This window comes from Roseitalea sp. MMSF_3546, assembly GCF_030732865.1.
In the GTDB taxonomy this organism is placed as follows: domain Bacteria; phylum Pseudomonadota; class Alphaproteobacteria; order Rhizobiales; family Rhizobiaceae; genus Roseitalea.
The window spans coordinates 1-18,091 of the sequence record NZ_JASHKB010000019.1 but is presented as its reverse complement, the minus strand read 5'-3'; the positions used below and the strand labels follow the sequence as shown (position 1 = coordinate 18,091).

Below are 18,091 nucleotides of genomic sequence, written 5' to 3'. Positions count from 1 at the left end.
GCCGTGCATATCCGCCCCGCGACGATTGGCGACAGCGCCGACCTGGCCATTCTCGACGACATGGCCGGCCACGGCCTGCCGTCCTGGCTGGGCGCGCGTGCGGTGGCGCGTGGCGAGGCCGGGCATGCATTCGACTGGCTGCGCACCGGCTACGCCCATGGCGACGGTCCGGCCAACTGGACCAATGGACATGTCGCCGAGATCGGCGGCGAGGTGGCCGGCATGGCGGTCGGCTATCCGCTTGCTGACGGTCTTGATCCGCCGGCGCCGGCCGAACCGGTGCTCGAACCGGTGTTCGGCCTGTTCGGGCGCGCGGCGGGCGGCTGGCTGATCGACGCGCTGGCTGTCTACTGGCCGTTCCGCAAGCGCGGTATCGCGCGGGCGCTCTTGCGCGACCAGGTGCGGCGCGCCGGCGGACGGGCCACCCATCTGGTCGTTTCCGATGACAATCTGGGCGCCATCGCCCTCTACGAAAGCGAGGGGTTCGAGCCGGTCGCGCGCGAAGCCTTCATTGCCTACCTGACCACGCACACGACGCGCGACTGGCTGCTGATGCGGCGGGCGTCCGACCAAGAGGGGTTCCATGGCTGACAACACCTATGACGTGATCATCATCGGATCGGGGCCGGGGGGCTATGTCACCGCGGTCCGGGCGGCGCAGCTTGGCCTGAAGACAGCGATCGTCGAACGCGAACATCTGGGCGGGATCTGCCTGAACTGGGGCTGCATTCCCACCAAGGCGCTGCTGCGCTCGGCAGAGATCATGGACCATGCCGGCCGTATCAAGGACTACGGACTGACGCTGGAGGGCACGATCACGCCCGATGTCAGGGCCGTCGTCGACCGCTCGCGCAAGGTCTCGCTGCGTCTGAATGGTGGCGTCGGCTTCCTGATGAAGAAGAACAAGGTCGATGTCATCTGGGGCGAGGCGAAACTCGCCGGCAGGGGCAAGGTCACCGTCGGCAGGCCGACAAAGGCGCCCATGGAGCCGCAGCCGCCCGTGCCCAAGGGCGTCAAGGGCGAGGGCGATTACGCCGCCAAGCACATCATCGTCGCCACCGGCGCCCGGCCGCGCGCGCTGCCCGGCATCGAGCCGGACGGCAAGCTGATCTGGACCTATTTCGAGGCGATGGTGCCGCAGAAGATGCCCGAAAAGCTCGTCGTCATGGGCTCGGGCGCGATCGGCATCGAGTTCGCCAGCTTCTACAACTCGATGGGCGTCGATGTGACCGTGGTCGAACTGATGGACCGGATCATGCCGGTCGAGGACGAGGAGACTTCCAAGCTCGCCCGCAAGCAGCTTGAAAAGCACGGCCTGAAGATCATGACCGGCGCCAAGGTCACAAAGGTCGACAAGAAGGCCGATTCGGTCGTCGCCCATGTCGAGACCAAGGACGGCAAGTCGACGGCGATCGAGGCGGACAGGCTGATCTCGGCGGTCGGCGTGCAGGGCAACATCGAGGGTATCGGGCTCGACGCCGTCGGGGTGAGGACCGAGCGCGGCACCATCGTCACCGATGGCTATGGCCGCACCAATGTCGAGGGCGTCTACGCCATCGGCGATGTCGCCGGCCCGCCCATGCTGGCCCACAAGGCCGAACACGAGGGCGTAATCTGCGTCGAGAAGATCGCCGGCGTGCCGGGTGTGCACGCCCTCGACAAGAGCCTGATCCCCGGTTGTACCTATTGCCACCCGCAGGTTGCCTCCGTCGGCATGACCGAACAGGCGGCCAAGGAAGCAGGCCGCGAAGTGCGCGTCGGCCGCTTCCAGTTTGGCGCCAATGGCAAGGCGATCGCGCTCGGCGAGGACCAGGGCCTGGTCAAGACGATCTTCGACGCCGGGACAGGGCAACTGATCGGCGCCCACATGGTCGGCGCCGAGGTGACCGAACTGATTCAGGGCTATGTCGTGGCCATGAATCTGGAGACCACCGAGGAAGAGCTGATGCATACCGTCTTCCCGCATCCGACCCTGTCGGAGATGATGAAGGAAAGCGTGCTCGATGCCTATGGACGGGCGCTCAACGCGTGAGCCTGCTCGCGTTTTCCGAACTGGTGCGCAATGCGGCCCTGGCCGTCGTCGCACTGGTCGGCACCTATCTGGCGTGGAAGCGGGTGTTTGCGGCGAATCGGCAGGCCGAAGCCTCGACACGGCAGGCGGAACTTGCGCGCCGGGACTTCGTGGCCGAACTGTTCAACCGGGCTGTCGGGCAACTTGGCGATGAACGGTTGGAAGTCAGGCTGGGGGCGGTCTATATTCTACAACAGATCGCCGAGGACTTTCCGGACCTGGCCGGACCGGTGTACCGGCTGCTTGCAGCCTATCTGCGGGAGACCGAGGCGGATTATCGCGACGACGACTCGCCACTGGACGTCAAAGAGATCATGGAGTTTGTGCAAGGATGGCTGAGGCCCGACGAGAACGACCGCCACATCTGACGCCCGAGATGCTGCCGCCGCTCGATCTGCATGGCGCATTTCTGCGTCGCACCAGCCTGAGCGGCGCGGTGCTCAAGAACGCGAATTTCGCCGGTGCCGACTTCAAGAACGCGCGCTTTGTCGGCAGCGACTTCGAGGGCGCGAATCTGGCCGGGACGGTGCTCATCGGTGCCGATCTGACCGACGCCAAGAACCTCACCGTCGATCAGCTCAGCCGCGCCGTCATCGACGAAACCACGACGCTGCCAGACTATATCGACCGCCAAGCCCTGGCGCAGGCCGCACAGGCCGCGCCCGTCTGATCACGCCAACCGAAGCCGCATTCTGCCATGGTCACCGTTCTTGACACCGTCAAAGCCACGCCCGCCCGGCCGCGCCATCCCGAAAAGGCGCACCGGCCCGATCAGGACTCCGGTCTGCGCAAGCCCGACTGGATCCGCGTGCGCGCGCCCGTCTCCAAGGGCTATCGCGAGACCAACGCCATCGTGCAGTCGCACAATCTGGTGACGGTGTGCGGCGAGGCGGGCTGCCCCAATATCGGCGAGTGCTGGGACAAGAAGCACGCCAGCTTCATGATTCTGGGCGAGATCTGCACACGCGCCTGCGCGTTCTGCAACGTGACCACCGGGCGGCCCGGCCCGGTCGATCCGGACGAGCCGGTCAATGTCGCAAGGGCCGTCGCCAAGATGGGCCTCAATCACGTCGTCATCACTTCGGTCGACCGGGACGACCTGCCCGATGGTGGCGCGCAGCATTTCGTCGCGGTCATCGAGGCCATTCGCACCCATTCGCCCGGCACGACCGTCGAGGTGCTCACGCCCGACTTCCTGCGCAAGGACGGCGCGCTCGAAACGGTCGTCGCGGCTCGCCCCGACGTCTTCAACCACAATCTGGAGACGGTCGCCTCGAACTATCTCACCGTGCGGCCGGGCGCGCGCTACTTCCATTCGATCCGCCTGCTGCAGCGGGTCAAGGAACTCGACCCGACAATGTTCACCAAGTCCGGGATCATGGTCGGCCTGGGCGAGACCCGCAACGAGGTGTTGCAGCTGATGGACGATCTGCGCACGGCGGATGTCGATTTCCTGACCATCGGCCAGTACTTGCAGCCGACCAGAAAGCACCACAAGGTGATGGCCTATGTCACGCCCGACGCGTTCGCCTCCTACGAGACGGCGGCCTACGCCAAGGGCTTCCTGATGGTCTCGGCCAGCCCGCTGACGCGGTCCTCGCACCATGCCGGCGAGGATTTCGACAAGCTGCGGGCGGCGCGCGAGCGCAAGATCGCCGAGGCCGCCGCCTGACCATGCCGGAATTTTCGTCCACACGCCGCGTCCGCCACACGGCGCGCGACATGTTCGAGCTTGTCGCCGATGTCGAGCGCTATCCGGAATTCGTGCCGCTGTGCGAGGCGCTGACGGTGCGCTCGCGCCGCCAAAAGGATGCGCGCACCATGCTGATCGCCGACATGACCGTCGGCTACAAGGCCATCCGCGAGACCTTCACCAGCCAGGTGCTGCTCAAGCACGACGTCCTGGAGATCGATGTTTCCTATGTCGACGGCCCGTTCCGCTATCTGAAGAATGTCTGGCGTTTCGTCGATTGCGGGCAGGGCTGCTGCGACGTGCACTTCCACATCGACTACGAGTTCAGGAACCGCATGCTGGGCGGGCTGATGGGCGCCATGTTCGACCGGGCCTTCCGCAAATTCTCCGAAGCCTTCGAGCGGCGGGCCGATGTCATCTACGGTTCGACCCATCCGCGCGTGGCCGCTCAGGGCTGACTGTCCGGCGTCCGCTGCGGCATGCCATCGAGCGTATCGACGACAATCTGAAGCGCCGTTACCACGCTGATGGCACGAATGAAGGCACGGCCGCGATCCTCGAACTGCCGGCTGACGACCAGCGTGGGGGCCCAGGCACTGGCGCAGCCGAACCACACGAGGCCGACGGGCTTGATGTCCGAGCCGCCGCCAGGGCCGGCGATGCCGGTGACCGAAATCGCGATATCGGCATTCGAACGGGCCAGCGCGCCCTCGGCCATGGCCCCGGCGACTTCGCCCGAGACCGCCCCGACGCTTTCGATCAGCCCGGCATCGACGCCCAGCAGTTCGACCTTGGCCTGATTGGCATAGGTTACGAAGCCGCGCTCGAACGCGATCGAGGCGCCTTCATTGTCGGTGATGGCGGCGGCGATCATGCCGCCCGTGCAGCTTTCGGCGGTGGTGACCATGGCGTCGCGTTCGGTGGACATCGCCACGAGGCGCGCCGACAGCCCGGCGATGTCGTCATAAAGGTCAGCCATGGTCGCTTCTTGTCCGTGTCGGGCCATAGACCACGCTTGCCGTGGCGATTGCGGCCATGCCTTCGCAACGGCCGACAAAGCCCATGGTTTCGTTCGTCGTCGCCTTGACCGAGCAGCGCTGCGTTTCGATGCCGAGCAGGCGCGCCATCGTCTCGCGCATCGCCTGGCGGTGGGGCGCGATCTTCGGCGCCTCGGCGATGATCGACACATCGGCGTTCATGATCGTGCCGCCATGATCGCGCACGATTTCGGCCGCCCGCTGGACGAAGATCGAGGACGGCGCGCCCTTCCATTGCGGGTCGGACGGCGGGAAGTGGTCGCCGATATCGCCGGCGCCGCAGGTGGCAAGCAGCGCGTCGGTCAGCGCGTGCAGTCCGACATCGGCGTCCGAATGCCCGGTCAGGGCCTTGTCGTGGGCAATGTCGATGCCGCACAGCGTGACGCGGTCGCCCGGACCGAAGCGGTGCACGTCATAGCCGTTGCCGGTGCGCACATCGGGCAGGGCGGTCATGCGTGGCTGCAATGCCTGTTCGGCCATGGCGAAATCGGGCCTGTAGGTGAGTTTGACATTGGCCCCGTCGCCGCCAACCGTGCGCACCGGCAGGCCGGCCCACTCGAAAAGCGCGGCGTCATCGGTGAAATCGGAGCGCCCTTCGGCGCCTGCGCGCCGATGCACCGAAAGGATCGGTGCCAGCGGGAAGGTCTGCGGGGTCTGGGCGGTAAAAAGGCCTTTTCGATCAATTGTCTGCTCGACAAGGTTCGCGTTGCCAACACGCTTGATTGTCTCGGCGATCGGCAGGACCGGCAACAGACCGGCGGCGGGGTGGTCGCGCATCGCCTGACCGATGCGCGCGAGCAGGTCTGCCGTCACGAAGGGGCGCGCGGCATCGTGGATCATGACATGGCCGGTGTCCGGAGCGGTCCGGGCGAGAGCCTCCAGACCGGCCAGCACCGAGGCCTGCCGGCTGTCACCGCCATGGGCGACGATCAACCCGGCACGGCGGTCCGGCCCCAGCGCCTCGTCCAGGCGACCGTCGTCGTCGGCATGAATGACGACGCAGGTGCGCGCCGGTGCGACGGTGCCGGAGAACGCATCGAGCGTATGGCTGATCAGCGCCCGACCGGCCAGAGGGTGATACTGCTTGGGTCCGGCGTCGAGCCCCGATCGGGCGCCGCGACCGGCCGCGACGATGACGAGGCCGAGCGTTGCATCGGGTGGTTGCGCGTCGGCTGTGGCGGTCGTATCGGCCATGGCGGCGGGGTCGGCATATCCGGTGGCAACAAGACAAGGCGTCGGCGCGGTTTATCAGACGCGGGCGATTGCGCAATCACGCGCAACTGTATAAAGAATAGGCAAAATGAGTGTATGCCCAAAAAACGTTCATGGCGAGGCGGTCGCCGATCTGTCCGCGGCGCTTTCCCTCGGTGCCGTCACGCTGCGCAACCGCGTGTTCCTGGCGCCGATGTCGGGCATTTCCGACGCGCCTTTCCGCCGGCTGGCCTACGGCCATGGCGCCGGGCTGGTGGTGAGCGAGATGATCGCCAGCGGCGAATTGTGCCGCAACAGCGCCGAGAGCAGGCAGCGCGCGGCGCGTCATGCCGGGCAGGGGCCGTTCATGCTGCAACTGGCCGGCCGCGAGGCACGCTGGATGGGCGAGGCGGCGCGCATCGGCGTCGATGCCGGCGCGCAGATCATCGACATTAATATGGGCTGTCCGGCCAGGAAGGTGACCGGCGGGCGGTCCGGTTCGGCGCTCATGCGCGATCTCGACCATGCGCTCACACTGATCGAGGCGACGGTGCAGGCGGTCGACGTGCCCGTGACGCTGAAGATGCGGCTTGGCTGGGACGAAAACGCGATCAACGCCCCCGAACTGGCGCGCCGCGCCGAAGAAGCCGGGATCCGGATGATCACCGTGCATGGCCGCACGCGCCAGCAGTTCTACGAGGGCAGGGCGGACTGGCACGCCGTCGCCGCCGTGCGCGATGCGATCACCGTGCCGCTGGTCGTCAATGGCGACATTGCCGATGCCGCTACGGCCCACGCCGCGCTCGACGCCTCGGGGGCCGATGCGGTGATGGTCGGCCGCGCCGCCTGCGGCCGGCCCTGGCTTGCGGGCGCGATCGCCGGCACGGACGCGACGGCGCCCGGTCCGCACGCCATCGGCGGCTATGTGCAGGCGCATTACGCGGCCATGCTCGACCATTACGGCGCAAAGGCCGGCCTGCGCCGGGCGCGCAAGCATCTTGGCTGGTATCTTGATGCGCATGCGGCACACATCGGCGATTTCGCTGCGCGAAAGGGTGCCATGCTGCGGGCCCGCGAGCCCGAAACCGTGATGGCGATGATCGACGACATCCTTGCAGAGGCCGCCGCGCGGCCGGCCATGGAGTTGGCCGCGTGAGCAGGTTCGGCGCAGGACAGATCAAAGGCGGCGACCGCGCGCTGCAGGTGCTCAACACGATCCGCGACGCGGTCATCCTGCTCGATCCGGACGATGTGATCCGCTTTGCCAATCTGGAGGCGGAGTATTTCTTCCTGTCCTCTTCCACCCATCTGGAAGGGCGGACGATCGCCGATTTCGTGCCTTTTTCGAGCCCGCTCATCGCGCTGATCCGGCAGGTGCGCGAGCACGGCTCGCCGATCAACGAATACCGGGTCGACCTGTCCTCGCCGCGCATCGGCAGCGAACGCATCGTCGACATTCACGTCACGCCGGTTTCCGAGGAGCCCGGCGCCATGGTGATCGTCTTCCGCGAGCGCTCCATGGCCGACAAGTTCGACCGGCAGATGACCCATCGCGGCGCGGCGCGCTCGGTGACCGGGCTTGCCGCCATGCTGGGGCACGAGATCAAGAACCCGCTGTCGGGCATCAGGGGCGCCGCGCAACTGCTCGAAGCCTCGGCGAGCGACGAGGACCGCGCCCTGACGCAGCTCATACGCGCCGAGGCCGACCGCATCGTCTCGCTGGTCGACCGCATGGAGGTGTTCTCCGACGAGCGGCCCGTCGAGCGCCATGCGGTCAACATCCACGTCGTGCTCGATCGCGTCCAGCAGATCGCAAGGACCGGCTTTGCCCACGATGTCCGCTTCTCGCAGGACTACGATCCGTCCCTGCCCGATGTGGCCGGCGATCAGGACCAGCTCATCCAGGTCTTCCTGAACCTGGTCAAGAACGCCGCCGAGGCGTGCGCGAGCGCCGACCGGCCGCAGATCCGCCTGCGGACGGCCTATCGGCCCGGCGTGCACCTTTCCATCCCGGGCGCCAATGAGCGGGTGTCGCTGCCGCTCGAATTCTCCGTCGAGGACAACGGCCCCGGCGTGCCCGAGGACATGCAGATCCACATGTTCGACCCCTTCATCACGACCAAGACCAATGGCTCGGGCCTCGGTCTGGCGCTGGTCGCGAAGATCGTCGGCGACCATGGCGGCGTCATCGAATGCGACAGCGCGCCAGGCAGGACCGTCTTCCGCATTCTCATGCCGGCCGCGCCGGCGAGCATGCCGCGCCTGTCCGGCGAGCCGGCGGCCGCTGCCCTGGCCAATCCGGAGGCGCGATCATGACCCATGGCACGGTGCTCGTCGCCGACGACGACGCGGCCATCCGCACGGTGGTCAGCCAGGCGCTGTCGCGGGCCGGCTACGATGTGCGCGTGACCTCCAATGCGGCGACGCTGTGGCGCTGGGTGGCGGCGGGGGAGGGCGATGCCGTCGTTTCCGACGTGGTCATGCCCGACGACAATCTGTTCGACCTGCTGCCGCGCATGAAGAAGGTGCGGCCGGACCTGCCGGTCATCGTCATGAGCGCGCAGAACACCTTCATGACCGCGATCCGGGCGACCGAGAAGGGCGCCTACGAGTATCTGCCCAAGCCGTTCGACCTGGTCGAGTTGACCGGCATTGTCGGCCGCTCGCTGACCGAGGCCAGGCGCCGCGACCGGCCCGGCGGGGTGGAGCCGCAAAAGGCCGACGAGGCGATGCCGCTGGTCGGCCGCTCGCCGGCCATGCAGGACATCTATCGCGTGCTCGCGCGCATGATCCAGTCCGACCTGACGGTGCTGATCAACGGCGAATCGGGCACCGGCAAGGAACTCGTCGCGCGCGCCCTGCACGAATACGGCCGGCGCAAGAAGGGTGCGTTCGTGGCCATCAACATGGCCGCCATTCCGCGCGATCTCATCGAATCGGAGCTGTTCGGCCATGAAAAGGGTGCGTTCACCGGCGCCCATTCGCGTTCGTCCGGCCGCTTCGAACAGGCCGAGAACGGCACCTTGTTCCTCGACGAGATCGGCGACATGCCCATGGAGGCGCAGACGCGGCTGCTGCGCGTGCTCCAGCAGGGCGAATACGTGACCGTGGGCGGGCGCACGCCGATCAGGACCAATGTGCGGATCGTGGCGGCGACCAACAAGGATTTGCGCGCGCTGATCAATCAGGGCCTGTTCCGCGAAGACCTCTACTATCGGCTCAACGTGGTGCCCTTGCGCATGCCGCCGCTGCGCGAGCGACTCGAGGACATCGGCGATCTGGTCAGCCACTTCCTGGCCAAGGTGCAGGAGGAGGGGCTCGAGGCCAAGCGCATCCTGCCCGAGGCGCTCGAGCTGATGCGGCGCTACGACTGGCCGGGCAATGTGCGCGAGCTGGAGAACCTGATCCGCCGGCTCGCCGCGCTCTATCCGCAGGACGAGATCACCGCCGACATCGTCGCCGCCGAACTGCGCGCCTCCGAACGTGCCGACGAGGAGGACGGCGAGGCGAAGGGCAGCTTCTCGGCGGTCGATCCGACCATCGGCCAGGCCGTCGAGATCAACATGCAGCGCTACTTCGCCTCCTTCGGCGATGCATTGCCGCCGCCCGGGCTCTACCACCGCGTGCTGGCCGAGGTCGAATTTCCGCTGATCATCGCCACGCTCACCGCCACGCGCGGCAACCAGATCCGCGCCGCCGACGTGCTCGGGCTCAACCGCAACACGCTGCGCAAGAAGATCCGCGATCTGGGCGTCACCGTGATGAAGGGCTGAGCCGCCCGCGTCCGGCACGATGCGCCCGACCCGGTGCGCTTCACTGTCTTGCCGCATTGTCATGAATGGTGATGTGGGCTGTTTGGCGGCAGCCTTGCACCGCTGCGGGCGTTGTAATATTGCCACATCGTGTTGCAGGATTGCGACTTCGGGGCGTAACCGGGGACCGTTGGCCCATGGCCGGGCGGTGCCCCGCGCATGATGCGTCAGGTGCCGAGCCGGCGGACCCAAAGGTCTGCGCAGCTTGCATTATGGGCGCGGGAGAACTGCATGGTCTCGGTGGAACAAGGCACGGCTCGAACGGCTGTCGCCCGAAGCGTCGGGGCCGACCGCATCAGTTCGATCGGCGGCATCGTCATCGTCATTGCCGCGCTGATCACCGCGGGCGTGTCGTTCGTCGTGCTGATCGGGCTGACGCCGATACAGCCCGACAATCGCGTTACCACCGGCGCGATTGCCATCAACGGGCTGTTCGTCGCCGGCCTTATGTGGCTGATCGGCATCGAACTGCACCGCATCCTGCAGGCCCGGCGCACGCGCAAGGCCGCCTCGCGCCTGCATGTGCGTATCGTCGCCATGTTCTCGCTGGTCGCCACCGCGCCGGCTCTGGCGGTGGCGATCGTCGCCGCGATCACGCTCGATCTGGGGCTCGATCGATGGTTCGAGATCCGCACGCAGACGATCGTCGACTCCTCGATCCGGGTCGCCGAATCCTATGTCAACGAAAACGCGATCAACCTGCGCGATGCGACCATCAACATGGCGTTTGCGCTCGACTCCCAGCGCATCCTGTTCAGCCTTGACCGGACCGGCTTCCGCAGTCTGCTGACGCAGCAGGCGCGCGGGCGCGGCATGCTCGGCGCGTCCGTGATCCGGCCCGACGGAACCGTCATCCACAGCGCGGACATCGCGGTGGAGCGGCCCCTGCCCATGCCGCCGGCCGATGCGCTCGAGGCGGCGGCCGACGGTGCGCCGGTGATCATTCCGCCGGGACGCACGAACCTGGTCGGCGCGCTGATCCAGCTTCGCGAGATCGACAACGCGCTGCTCTACACGATCCGCACGGTCGATGCGCAGGCGCTCGACGCGGTCCGGCTGATGCAGCAGAACCGCGCCGAGTACCAGAATCTCGAAGCCAATCAGGGCACGCTGCAACTGGCCTTCGCGCTGCTGTATTTCGGGCTGACGCTGATCCTGCTGCTGGCGGCGATCTGGACCGGGCTGGCCGTGGCCAACCGCATCGTGCGGCCGATCCGCCAGTTGATCAACGCCTCCGACGAGGTGGGCAGCGGCAATCTCGAGGTGCGCGTGCCGGTGCGGTCCTCGGATGGCGATGTCGGCCATCTGGCCGAGACGTTCAACGGCATGCTGGGCCAGCTCAAGTCGCAGCGCGACGAGATCCTGCGCGCCAAGGACGTCATCGACGGCCGGCGGCGGTTCTCCGAGGCGGTGCTGTCGGGCGTTTCGGCCGGCGTTCTGGGCCTTGACGACAAGGGCCGGATCAGCGTCGCCAACCGCTCGGCGGCGGCGATCCTGAACGAGGGCGCGCAGATTGCGCCGGGCACCTGGCTCGGGGACATCTCGCCCTCGGTCAACCGGGCCTTCGGCGAGGCGCTTGCGGCGGCGCGTTCCGATTTCCGCAGCCAGGTCACCTATGCCGACAAGACCGGCCGGGAACGGGTGCTCAACATCCAGGTCAAGCTCGACCGCAAGTCCGAGGGCAGCCATCGCACCCATGTCGTCACCGTCGACGACATCTCCGAACTGGTCGACGCGCAGCGCACCAGCGCCTGGGCGGATGTCGCGCGGCGAATCGCCCACGAGATCAAGAACCCGCTGACGCCGATCCAGCTTTCGGCCGAGCGCATCAAGCGGCGCTACGGCAAGGTGATCGCCGACGACGACCGGCAGGTGTTCGACCAGTGCACCGACACGATCATCCGCCAGGTCGGCGACATCGGCCGCATGGTCGACGAGTTCTCCTCGTTTGCGCGCATGCCAAAGCCGGCCATGTCGGTGCAGGACCTGCGCGAGACGGTGCGCGAGGCGGCGTTCCTGGTCGAGGTCAGCCGCAGCGACATCCAGTTCGAGCGCCAGTTGCCCGACGAGCCGCTGACGGCCCTGTTCGACGACCGGCTGGTCGGGCAGGCGGTCGGCAACATCGTCAAGAACGCATCCGAAGCGATCGAGGCGCGGCTTGCCAGCCATGACAACGGGTCCGTGGCCGGCCATGTGCTGGTGCGGGCCGGACGTTCGGCGGACGGCGAGCACATCCATGTCGATGTGCTCGACAATGGCCGAGGGCTGCCGCGCCAGCACCGCAACAAGCTGCTCGAGCCCTACATGACCACGCGCGAAAAGGGCACGGGGCTTGGCCTGGCCATCGTGCGCAAGATCATGGAAGACCATGGCGGCGCGCTCGAACTGCACGATGCGCCACCCGACTTCCATGGCGCGATGGGCGCGATGGTGCGACTTTCCTTTCCGGTGCCGGAGACCACCGGGCGGGCTGCGGACGATGACGGCCGCACGGACACGGGGCAGGAACCTGTCCGGGAAACCGGGCATGCGCCAACGGAGACCACGCCATGAAAGCCGATATTCTGATCGTCGATGACGAGGACGATATCCGCGAGATCGTGTCGGGCATTCTCGACGACGAAGGCCACGAGACGCGCACCGCCGCCGACAGCGACGCCGCGCTGGCGGCCATCGCCGACCGGGTGCCGCGCCTGATCTTCCTCGACATCTGGCTGCAGGGCAGCCGCATGGACGGGCTCGGCCTGCTCGACGAGATCCAGCAGATGCATCCGGGCCTGCCCGTAGTCATGATCTCCGGACACGGCAATATCGAGACCGCCGTCTCGGCGATCAAGCGCGGCGCCTATGACTATATCGAAAAGCCGTTCAAGGCTGACCGGCTGGTGCTGGTGGCCGAGCGCGCGCTGGAAGCCTCGGCGCTCAAGCGCGAGGTGGCCGATCTGCGCCAGCGGGCCAGCGAGCATGGCGAACTGATCGGCAATTCGCCGGCCATGGCCGCGCTGCGCCAGGCGATCGAACGGGTGGCGCCGACCAACAGCCGGGTGATGATCACCGGGCCGTCGGGCTGCGGCAAGGAGCTCGTGGCGCGGGCCATCCACGCCGCCTCGGGCCGGGCCCAGGGACCGTTCGTGGCGCTCAATGCGGCGGCGATCACACCGAGCCGCATGGAGGTGGAACTGTTCGGCACCGAGGCCAATGGCGCCGAGCGCAAGGTCGGCGCGCTCGAACAGGCCCATGGCGGCATCCTCTATCTCGACGAGGTCGCCGACATGCCCATCGAGACGCAATCGAAGATCCTGCGCGTGCTGGTCGAGCAGGAATTCGAACGCGTGGGCGGTGTGCGGCGCGTGAAGGTGGATGTGCGCATCATCTCCTCGACCGCATTCGACCTGGAGGCGCTGATCGCCGATTCCCGGTTCCGCCGCGATCTGTACAGCCGCCTTTCGGTGGTGCCGGTCCCGGTGCCGGCCCTGTCGGAGCGGCGCGAGGATATCGTGGTGCTGGTGCAGACCTTCATGAAGCAGATCAGCGCGCAGACCGGCATCCGGGCCAAGATCATCGGCGATGACGCCATGGCGGTGCTGCAGAGCCATGCCTGGCCGGGCAACATCCGCCAGCTCAGAAACGCCATCGAGCGGCTGATGATCCTGACGCGCGACGAGGCCGACGATCTCGTGATCAGCGCCGACATGCTGCCGGCCGAACTCAGCGAGAACCTGCCCCGCGCGCCCACGCGCGATGACGTGCACATCATGTCGCTGCCGCTGCGCGAGGCGCGCGAGCGCTTCGAACGCGACTATCTTCTGGCCCAGATCGACCGTTTTGGCGGAAACATATCGCGGACCGCCGAGTTCGTTGGTATGGAACGCTCGGCGCTTCACCGCAAACTGAAGTCGCTCGGAGTGTGAGGTTTCATGCGCGTCATCATCTGCGGCGCCGGCCAGGTCGGTTTCGGCATCGCCGAACGGCTGTCGAGCGAGGACAATGACGTCTCGGTCATCGACACCTCGCACGATCTGATCGCCCGCGTGCGCGACACGCTCGACGTGCGCGGCGTGGTCGGCCATGGCAGCCATCCCGACGTGATGGCGGCGGCCGGAGCCGACGAAGCGGAGATGATCATCGCGGTCACGCTGTATGACGAGGTCAACATGACCGCGTGCCAGGTGGCCCATTCGCTGTTCGAGGTGCCCACCAAGATCGCCCGCGTGCGCGCGCAGTCCTATCTGCACAGCCACTACAGCAACCTGTTTTCGCGCGACAACCTGCCGATCGACGTCATCATATCGCCCGAGCGCGAGGTCGGCGAGGTGGTGCTGCGGCGCATCGCGCTGCCCGGCGCGACGGACGTCGTCGAGTTCGCCGACGGCCAGGTCGTGATGATGGCGATCGAGTGCCGGGAGGATTGCCCGGTCATCAACACGCCGCTGAGCCAGCTCACCGATCTGTTCCCCGATCTCAACGCCACTGTCGTCGGCGTGTGGCGCAACGACAAGCTGTTCGTGCCGCATTCCTCCGACCAGCTTCTCGCCGACGATCTGGTCTATGTGATCTCCGTCCAGGACCAGGTGCGGCGCACGCTGTCGCTGTTCGGCCACGAGGAGACCGAGGCGCGGCGCATCGTCATCGCCGGCGGCGGCAATATCGGCCATTTCGTCGCCAGCGAACTCGAAAAGGGCAGCGCGCGAACGAACACCAAGATCATTGAGCGCAACCGTGAACGGGCCATCAAGGTCGCCGACACGTTGCGTCGCACCATCGTGCTCAACGGCAGCGCGCTCGACCAGCAGATCATGCACGAGGCCGACATCCAGGACGCCGAACTCATGGTCGCGCTGACCAATGACGACCAGGTCAACGTGCTCTGCGCGGTCATGGCCAAGAATCTGGGCTGTCAGGCGACGATGAGCCTGATCAACGATCTGAGCTATCAGAGCTTCACCGCGACGCTGGGGATCGACGCCCATATCAATCCGCGCGCGGTGACGATCTCGCGGGTGCTCCAGCACATGCGCCGCGGGCGCATCCGCCAGGTGCATTCGGTGCAAAAGGGCCAGGCCGAGGTGCTCGAGGCCGAGGCGCTGGAGACCTCGCCGCTGGTCGGCACGCCGTTGCGCGACCTCGACCTGCCCGAGGACATCCGCATCGGCGCGGTCTATCGCGAGGGCAAGGTCATGAAGCCGGACGGCGAAACGCAGATCAGGGCGCATGACCGCGTGGTGATATTCGCCAAGACGAGCGCGGTGAAGAAGGTCGAGCAGCTCTTCCGGGTCAGCCTTCAGTTCTTCTGACCGCGGCGAGAAGAGGGGAGAAACCATGGCGCGGATCGCCTATGTCAATGGCCGCTACGTGCCGCATGCGTCGGCCCAGGTGCATATCGACGATCGCGGCTACCAGTTCGCCGACAGCGTCTACGAGGTCTGCGAGATCGTCGATGGCATGATGATCGACCGGACGGGGCACCTTGACCGTCTGGACCGGTCGCTGGGCGAACTGGCCATGGGCTGGCCGCTCGATCGGTCGGCGCTGGCGCGCGTCATGATCGAGGTGGCGCGGCGCAACCGGGTCCGCGACGGGCTCGTCTATGTCCAGGTCAGCCGCGGCGTCGCCCCGCGCGACCACCCGTTCCCGCCGGCGGCGACACGGCCGGCCATCGTGATCACGGCCAGGCGCGTCGACCCTGCGGCGGTGGCGCGCAAGGCGGCGGCCGGCGTCGCGGTGATCACCGTGCCCGACAATCGATGGGAGCGGGTCGACATCAAGACGACCGGCCTGTTGCCCAATGTGCTGGCCAAGCAGCAGGCGCTCGACAGCGGCGCCGCCGAAGCCTGGCTCGTCGATGCCGATGGCATGGTCACCGAGGGAGCCTCGACCAATGCCTGGATCGTGACGGGGCAGGGCACCCTCGTCACCCGACCGGCGCGCAGCGGCATCCTGCGGGGAATCACCCGCGCCACGGTGCTCAGGGCGGCGACCGACCTTGGCCTTGAGGTCGAGGAGCGGCCGTTCAGCGTCGGCGAAGCCCATGGCGCGCGCGAGGCCTTCATGACCTCGGCCACCTCGCGCGTCATGCCGGTCGTCGCCATTGACGGGCGGCCGGTGGCCAACGGCCATCCGGGTCAGACGGCCATGGCCTTGCGAGCGGCCTACCTTGACGCTGCGGAAAAAACGCCGCTTGGTCGCACCCGATGACTTGAAATGGGTTGATCTTTTCGCAAATCTCTGACCGTAACTGATACGCTTGAACGAACAACCGCTTGCGTTCGTGCGCGTTCGGGGTCCGGTGACCTTGAGATCACGCCATGCGGAAACGAAAAAGCACCAGGGTGGGGCGAGATAGATGGCGGAAAGGTCCCAGAACCTTCAAGACCAGTTTCTGAACGCTGTAAGAAAACAGAAGGTCCCGTTGACGATCTTCCTGGTCAACGGAGTCAAGTTGACCGGTGTCGTGACATCGTTCGACAATTTCTGCGTTCTGCTCAGGCGCGATGGCAGCGGACAACTCGTCTACAAGCATGCGATTTCAACGATCATGCCCAGCCAGCCGGTGCAGCTCTTCGACGCTGACAATACGGGCCAGAAAGCCGAGTGACGGACATCATTCCCCGCGCCACGCCCGAAAAGCAGGGGCGTTACGGCGGTTTCGACCGACGCATCGTACCCACGCGCGCGCTCGTCATTGCACCTGACATCGCCGGTCGCCCGAATGCGGGCTCTGCGGCCAAAGCTGCGCGCCGCACGCCACAGGAGCGGCTGAGCGAGGCGATCGGGCTCGCGCTGGCGATCGATCTCGAAATCGCCCAGGGGCTTGTGGTGCAGGTGGCAAAGCCGGTGCCGGCCACGCTGATCGGCGCCGGCAAGGTCGAGGAGATCGCCGGGCTGATCAAGGCGCATGAGGCGGGCCTCGTGGTCGTCGACCACCCGCTGACCCCCGGCCAGCAGCGCAATCTTGAAAAGGCGTGGGATGCCAAGGTGCTCGACCGCACCGGGCTGATCCTGGAGATCTTCGGCCGGCGGGCGCGCACCCGGGAAGGCGCGCTGCAGGTGGAACTTGCGCATCTGAACTATCAGCGCGGCCGGCTGGTGCGCTCCTGGACGCACCTTGAGCGCCAGCGCGGCGGGGCCGGTTTCATGGGCGGGCCCGGCGAAACCCAGATCGAGGCCGACCGGCGTATCCTGCGCGACAAGATCAAGAAGCTGGAGAGCGAACTCGAGCAGGTGCGCCGCACGCGCACGCTGCACCGGTCCAAGCGCCGCAAGGTGCCGCTGCCGGTGGTGGCGCTGGTCGGCTACACCAATGCGGGCAAGTCGACGCTGTTCAACCGGCTGACGGGCGCCCAGGTGATGGCCGAGGACATGTTGTTTGCCACCCTCGATCCGACGCTGCGCCGGGTCGAGCTGCCCGGCAGCACGCAGATCATCCTGTCCGACACGGTCGGCTTCATCTCGGATCTGCCCACCCATCTGGTCGCCGCCTTCCGGGCCACTCTCGAGGAGGTGCAGGAGGCCGATCTGGTCATCCACGTCCATGATGCCTCGGACCCGCAGGGGGCGGCGCAGGGCGAGGATGTGCGTGCCGTGCTCGCCGATCTGGGCGTTGCGCCGTCCGACGACCATGTGATCGAGGTCTTCAACAAGATCGACGCACTGGACGAAGCCGCGCGCGCCGCGCTGCGCCAGCGTCTGGCCAATGCGGGGCAGGGCGATCTGGCGGTCTCGGCGCTGACCGGCGAGGGGATCGACGCGCTGGGCCGGGAGATCGAACGGCGCATTGCGGGCGAACTGGTCCGGCGCACGGTGACGGTGCCGCCGACACGCTTCGGCGATATCGCATGGCTTTACGATCATGCGATCGTGCGCGGGCGTACCGACCGCGACAATGGCGAGGTGACGGTCGATGTGCAGATGACGCGCGAGATGGCCGACCAGTTCGACCAGCGCCGCGCTGCGGCCGGATAGGCTCCCGCGAACCCGGCACGCGTCAGTCACGGTGCGGGTCGCGCGCCGCACGCGTCGGGCCGGGTCGGACGCAACGCCGTTACCGACGGCCCCGAATGCCGGTCGAAGGCTCCGTGCCCTCCTGATGCGCTGCGCGTATCCAATCGGTGGCGATCAGGTGTCGGCGCCCGGCGATGGCGATACGGTCGTTAGAGCGTTCTGTGATGAGATTGAACCATTCTGCCGGAGCCGATTTGGTTCAAGGTCAAGGGCTTTGGCGATGGGCGTATCGGGATACGGCCGAGCCGAAGACCGAAGGAATTGGGCCAAACCGGCCCGGCCCACC

At 66.9% G+C, this 18,091-nt stretch carries 17 protein-coding genes; 15 read left to right on the top strand and 2 right to left on the bottom strand.

Going from position 1 to position 18,091, the window contains the following annotated elements:
- Positions 1 to 3: 3 nt before the first annotated feature.
- From RBB34_RS14350 to RBB34_RS14325, 6 genes are read left to right on the top strand one after another with little or no spacing between them, the layout of a single operon-like run.
- Positions 4 to 591, top strand: a complete 588-nt coding sequence (locus RBB34_RS14350) for a GNAT family N-acetyltransferase (protein WP_306119918.1) — start codon at positions 4 to 6, stop codon at positions 589 to 591.
- Positions 584 to 2,032: a dihydrolipoyl dehydrogenase gene (gene lpdA, locus RBB34_RS14345; protein WP_306119917.1), complete on the top strand. Its 1,449-nt coding sequence runs from the start codon at positions 584 to 586 to the stop codon at positions 2,030 to 2,032. Before RBB34_RS14350 ends, lpdA begins: the two co-directional genes overlap by 8 nt.
- Positions 2,029 to 2,439, top strand: coding sequence for a hypothetical protein (locus tag RBB34_RS14340; RefSeq protein ID WP_306119916.1), 411 nt, complete (start codon positions 2,029 to 2,031; stop codon positions 2,437 to 2,439). Before lpdA ends, RBB34_RS14340 begins: the two co-directional genes overlap by 4 nt.
- 8 nt (positions 2,440 to 2,447) lie before the next feature.
- Entirely contained in the window at positions 2,448 to 2,741 is a 294-nt protein-coding gene (locus RBB34_RS14335; RefSeq protein ID WP_306119915.1) for a pentapeptide repeat-containing protein, read from the top strand.
- 27 nt (positions 2,742 to 2,768) lie between these two features.
- The gene (gene lipA, locus RBB34_RS14330) at positions 2,769 to 3,743 is read left to right on the top strand and encodes a lipoyl synthase (protein ID WP_306119914.1); all 975 of its coding nucleotides are present in this window, start codon (positions 2,769 to 2,771) and stop codon (positions 3,741 to 3,743) included.
- Positions 3,744 to 3,745: 2 nt separating this feature from the next.
- Positions 3,746 to 4,222 (top strand): type II toxin-antitoxin system RatA family toxin, encoded by a 477-nt coding sequence (locus RBB34_RS14325; RefSeq protein ID WP_306119913.1) that lies wholly within the window; start codon positions 3,746 to 3,748, stop codon positions 4,220 to 4,222.
- On the opposite strand, the gene RBB34_RS14320 is transcribed toward RBB34_RS14325, so the two are convergent.
- Both RBB34_RS14320 and RBB34_RS14315 read right to left on the bottom strand, forming a co-directional pair.
- On the bottom strand, positions 4,213 to 4,743 hold the full coding sequence (locus RBB34_RS14320) for a CinA family protein (protein WP_306119912.1): 531 nt from the start codon (positions 4,741 to 4,743) through the stop codon (positions 4,213 to 4,215). The two genes, RBB34_RS14325 and RBB34_RS14320, sit on opposite strands and share 10 nt — an antisense overlap.
- Positions 4,736 to 5,995: a bifunctional 2-C-methyl-D-erythritol 4-phosphate cytidylyltransferase/2-C-methyl-D-erythritol 2,4-cyclodiphosphate synthase gene (locus RBB34_RS14315; RefSeq protein WP_306119911.1), complete on the bottom strand. Its 1,260-nt coding sequence runs from the start codon at positions 5,993 to 5,995 to the stop codon at positions 4,736 to 4,738. Before RBB34_RS14315 ends, RBB34_RS14320 begins: the two co-directional genes overlap by 8 nt.
- A gap of 106 nt (positions 5,996 to 6,101) precedes the next feature.
- On the opposite strand from RBB34_RS14315, the gene dusB reads away from it, so the two are divergent.
- The 9 genes from dusB (at position 6,102) to hflX (ending at position 17,766) form a co-directional block, all read left to right on the top strand.
- A complete protein-coding gene (gene dusB, locus RBB34_RS14310) occupies positions 6,102 to 7,148 on the top strand; it encodes a tRNA dihydrouridine synthase DusB (protein WP_306119910.1) in 1,047 nt (348 codons plus the stop codon).
- Between the two features lie 20 nt (positions 7,149 to 7,168).
- Complete coding sequence (locus RBB34_RS14305; RefSeq protein WP_306119981.1) at positions 7,169 to 8,308, top strand: nitrogen regulation protein NR(II); 1,140 nt, start codon at positions 7,169 to 7,171, stop codon at positions 8,306 to 8,308.
- A complete protein-coding gene (gene ntrC, locus RBB34_RS14300; protein WP_306119909.1) occupies positions 8,305 to 9,765 on the top strand; it encodes a nitrogen regulation protein NR(I) in 1,461 nt (486 codons plus the stop codon). Before RBB34_RS14305 ends, ntrC begins: the two co-directional genes overlap by 4 nt.
- Positions 9,766 to 10,035: 270 nt before the next feature.
- Positions 10,036 to 12,357, top strand: a complete 2,322-nt coding sequence (locus tag RBB34_RS14295; protein ID WP_306119908.1) for a PAS domain-containing sensor histidine kinase — start codon at positions 10,036 to 10,038, stop codon at positions 12,355 to 12,357.
- Positions 12,354 to 13,715 (top strand): sigma-54 dependent transcriptional regulator, encoded by a 1,362-nt coding sequence (locus RBB34_RS14290; RefSeq protein ID WP_306119907.1) that lies wholly within the window; start codon positions 12,354 to 12,356, stop codon positions 13,713 to 13,715. The genes RBB34_RS14295 and RBB34_RS14290 overlap by 4 nt, the downstream gene beginning before the upstream one ends.
- A 6-nt stretch (positions 13,716 to 13,721) precedes the next feature.
- The gene (trkA, locus tag RBB34_RS14285) at positions 13,722 to 15,098 is read left to right on the top strand and encodes a Trk system potassium transporter TrkA (protein WP_306119906.1); all 1,377 of its coding nucleotides are present in this window, start codon (positions 13,722 to 13,724) and stop codon (positions 15,096 to 15,098) included.
- Between the two features lie 25 nt (positions 15,099 to 15,123).
- Positions 15,124 to 15,999: a D-amino-acid transaminase gene (locus RBB34_RS14280; protein ID WP_306119905.1), complete on the top strand. Its 876-nt coding sequence runs from the start codon at positions 15,124 to 15,126 to the stop codon at positions 15,997 to 15,999.
- Between the two features lie 148 nt (positions 16,000 to 16,147).
- Positions 16,148 to 16,399, top strand: coding sequence for an RNA chaperone Hfq (gene hfq, locus RBB34_RS14275; protein WP_306119904.1), 252 nt, complete (start codon positions 16,148 to 16,150; stop codon positions 16,397 to 16,399).
- 86 nt (positions 16,400 to 16,485) lie between these two features.
- Positions 16,486 to 17,766: a GTPase HflX gene (gene hflX / locus RBB34_RS14270; protein WP_306119980.1), complete on the top strand. Its 1,281-nt coding sequence runs from the start codon at positions 16,486 to 16,488 to the stop codon at positions 17,764 to 17,766.
- Positions 17,767 to 18,091 lie beyond the last annotated feature (325 nt).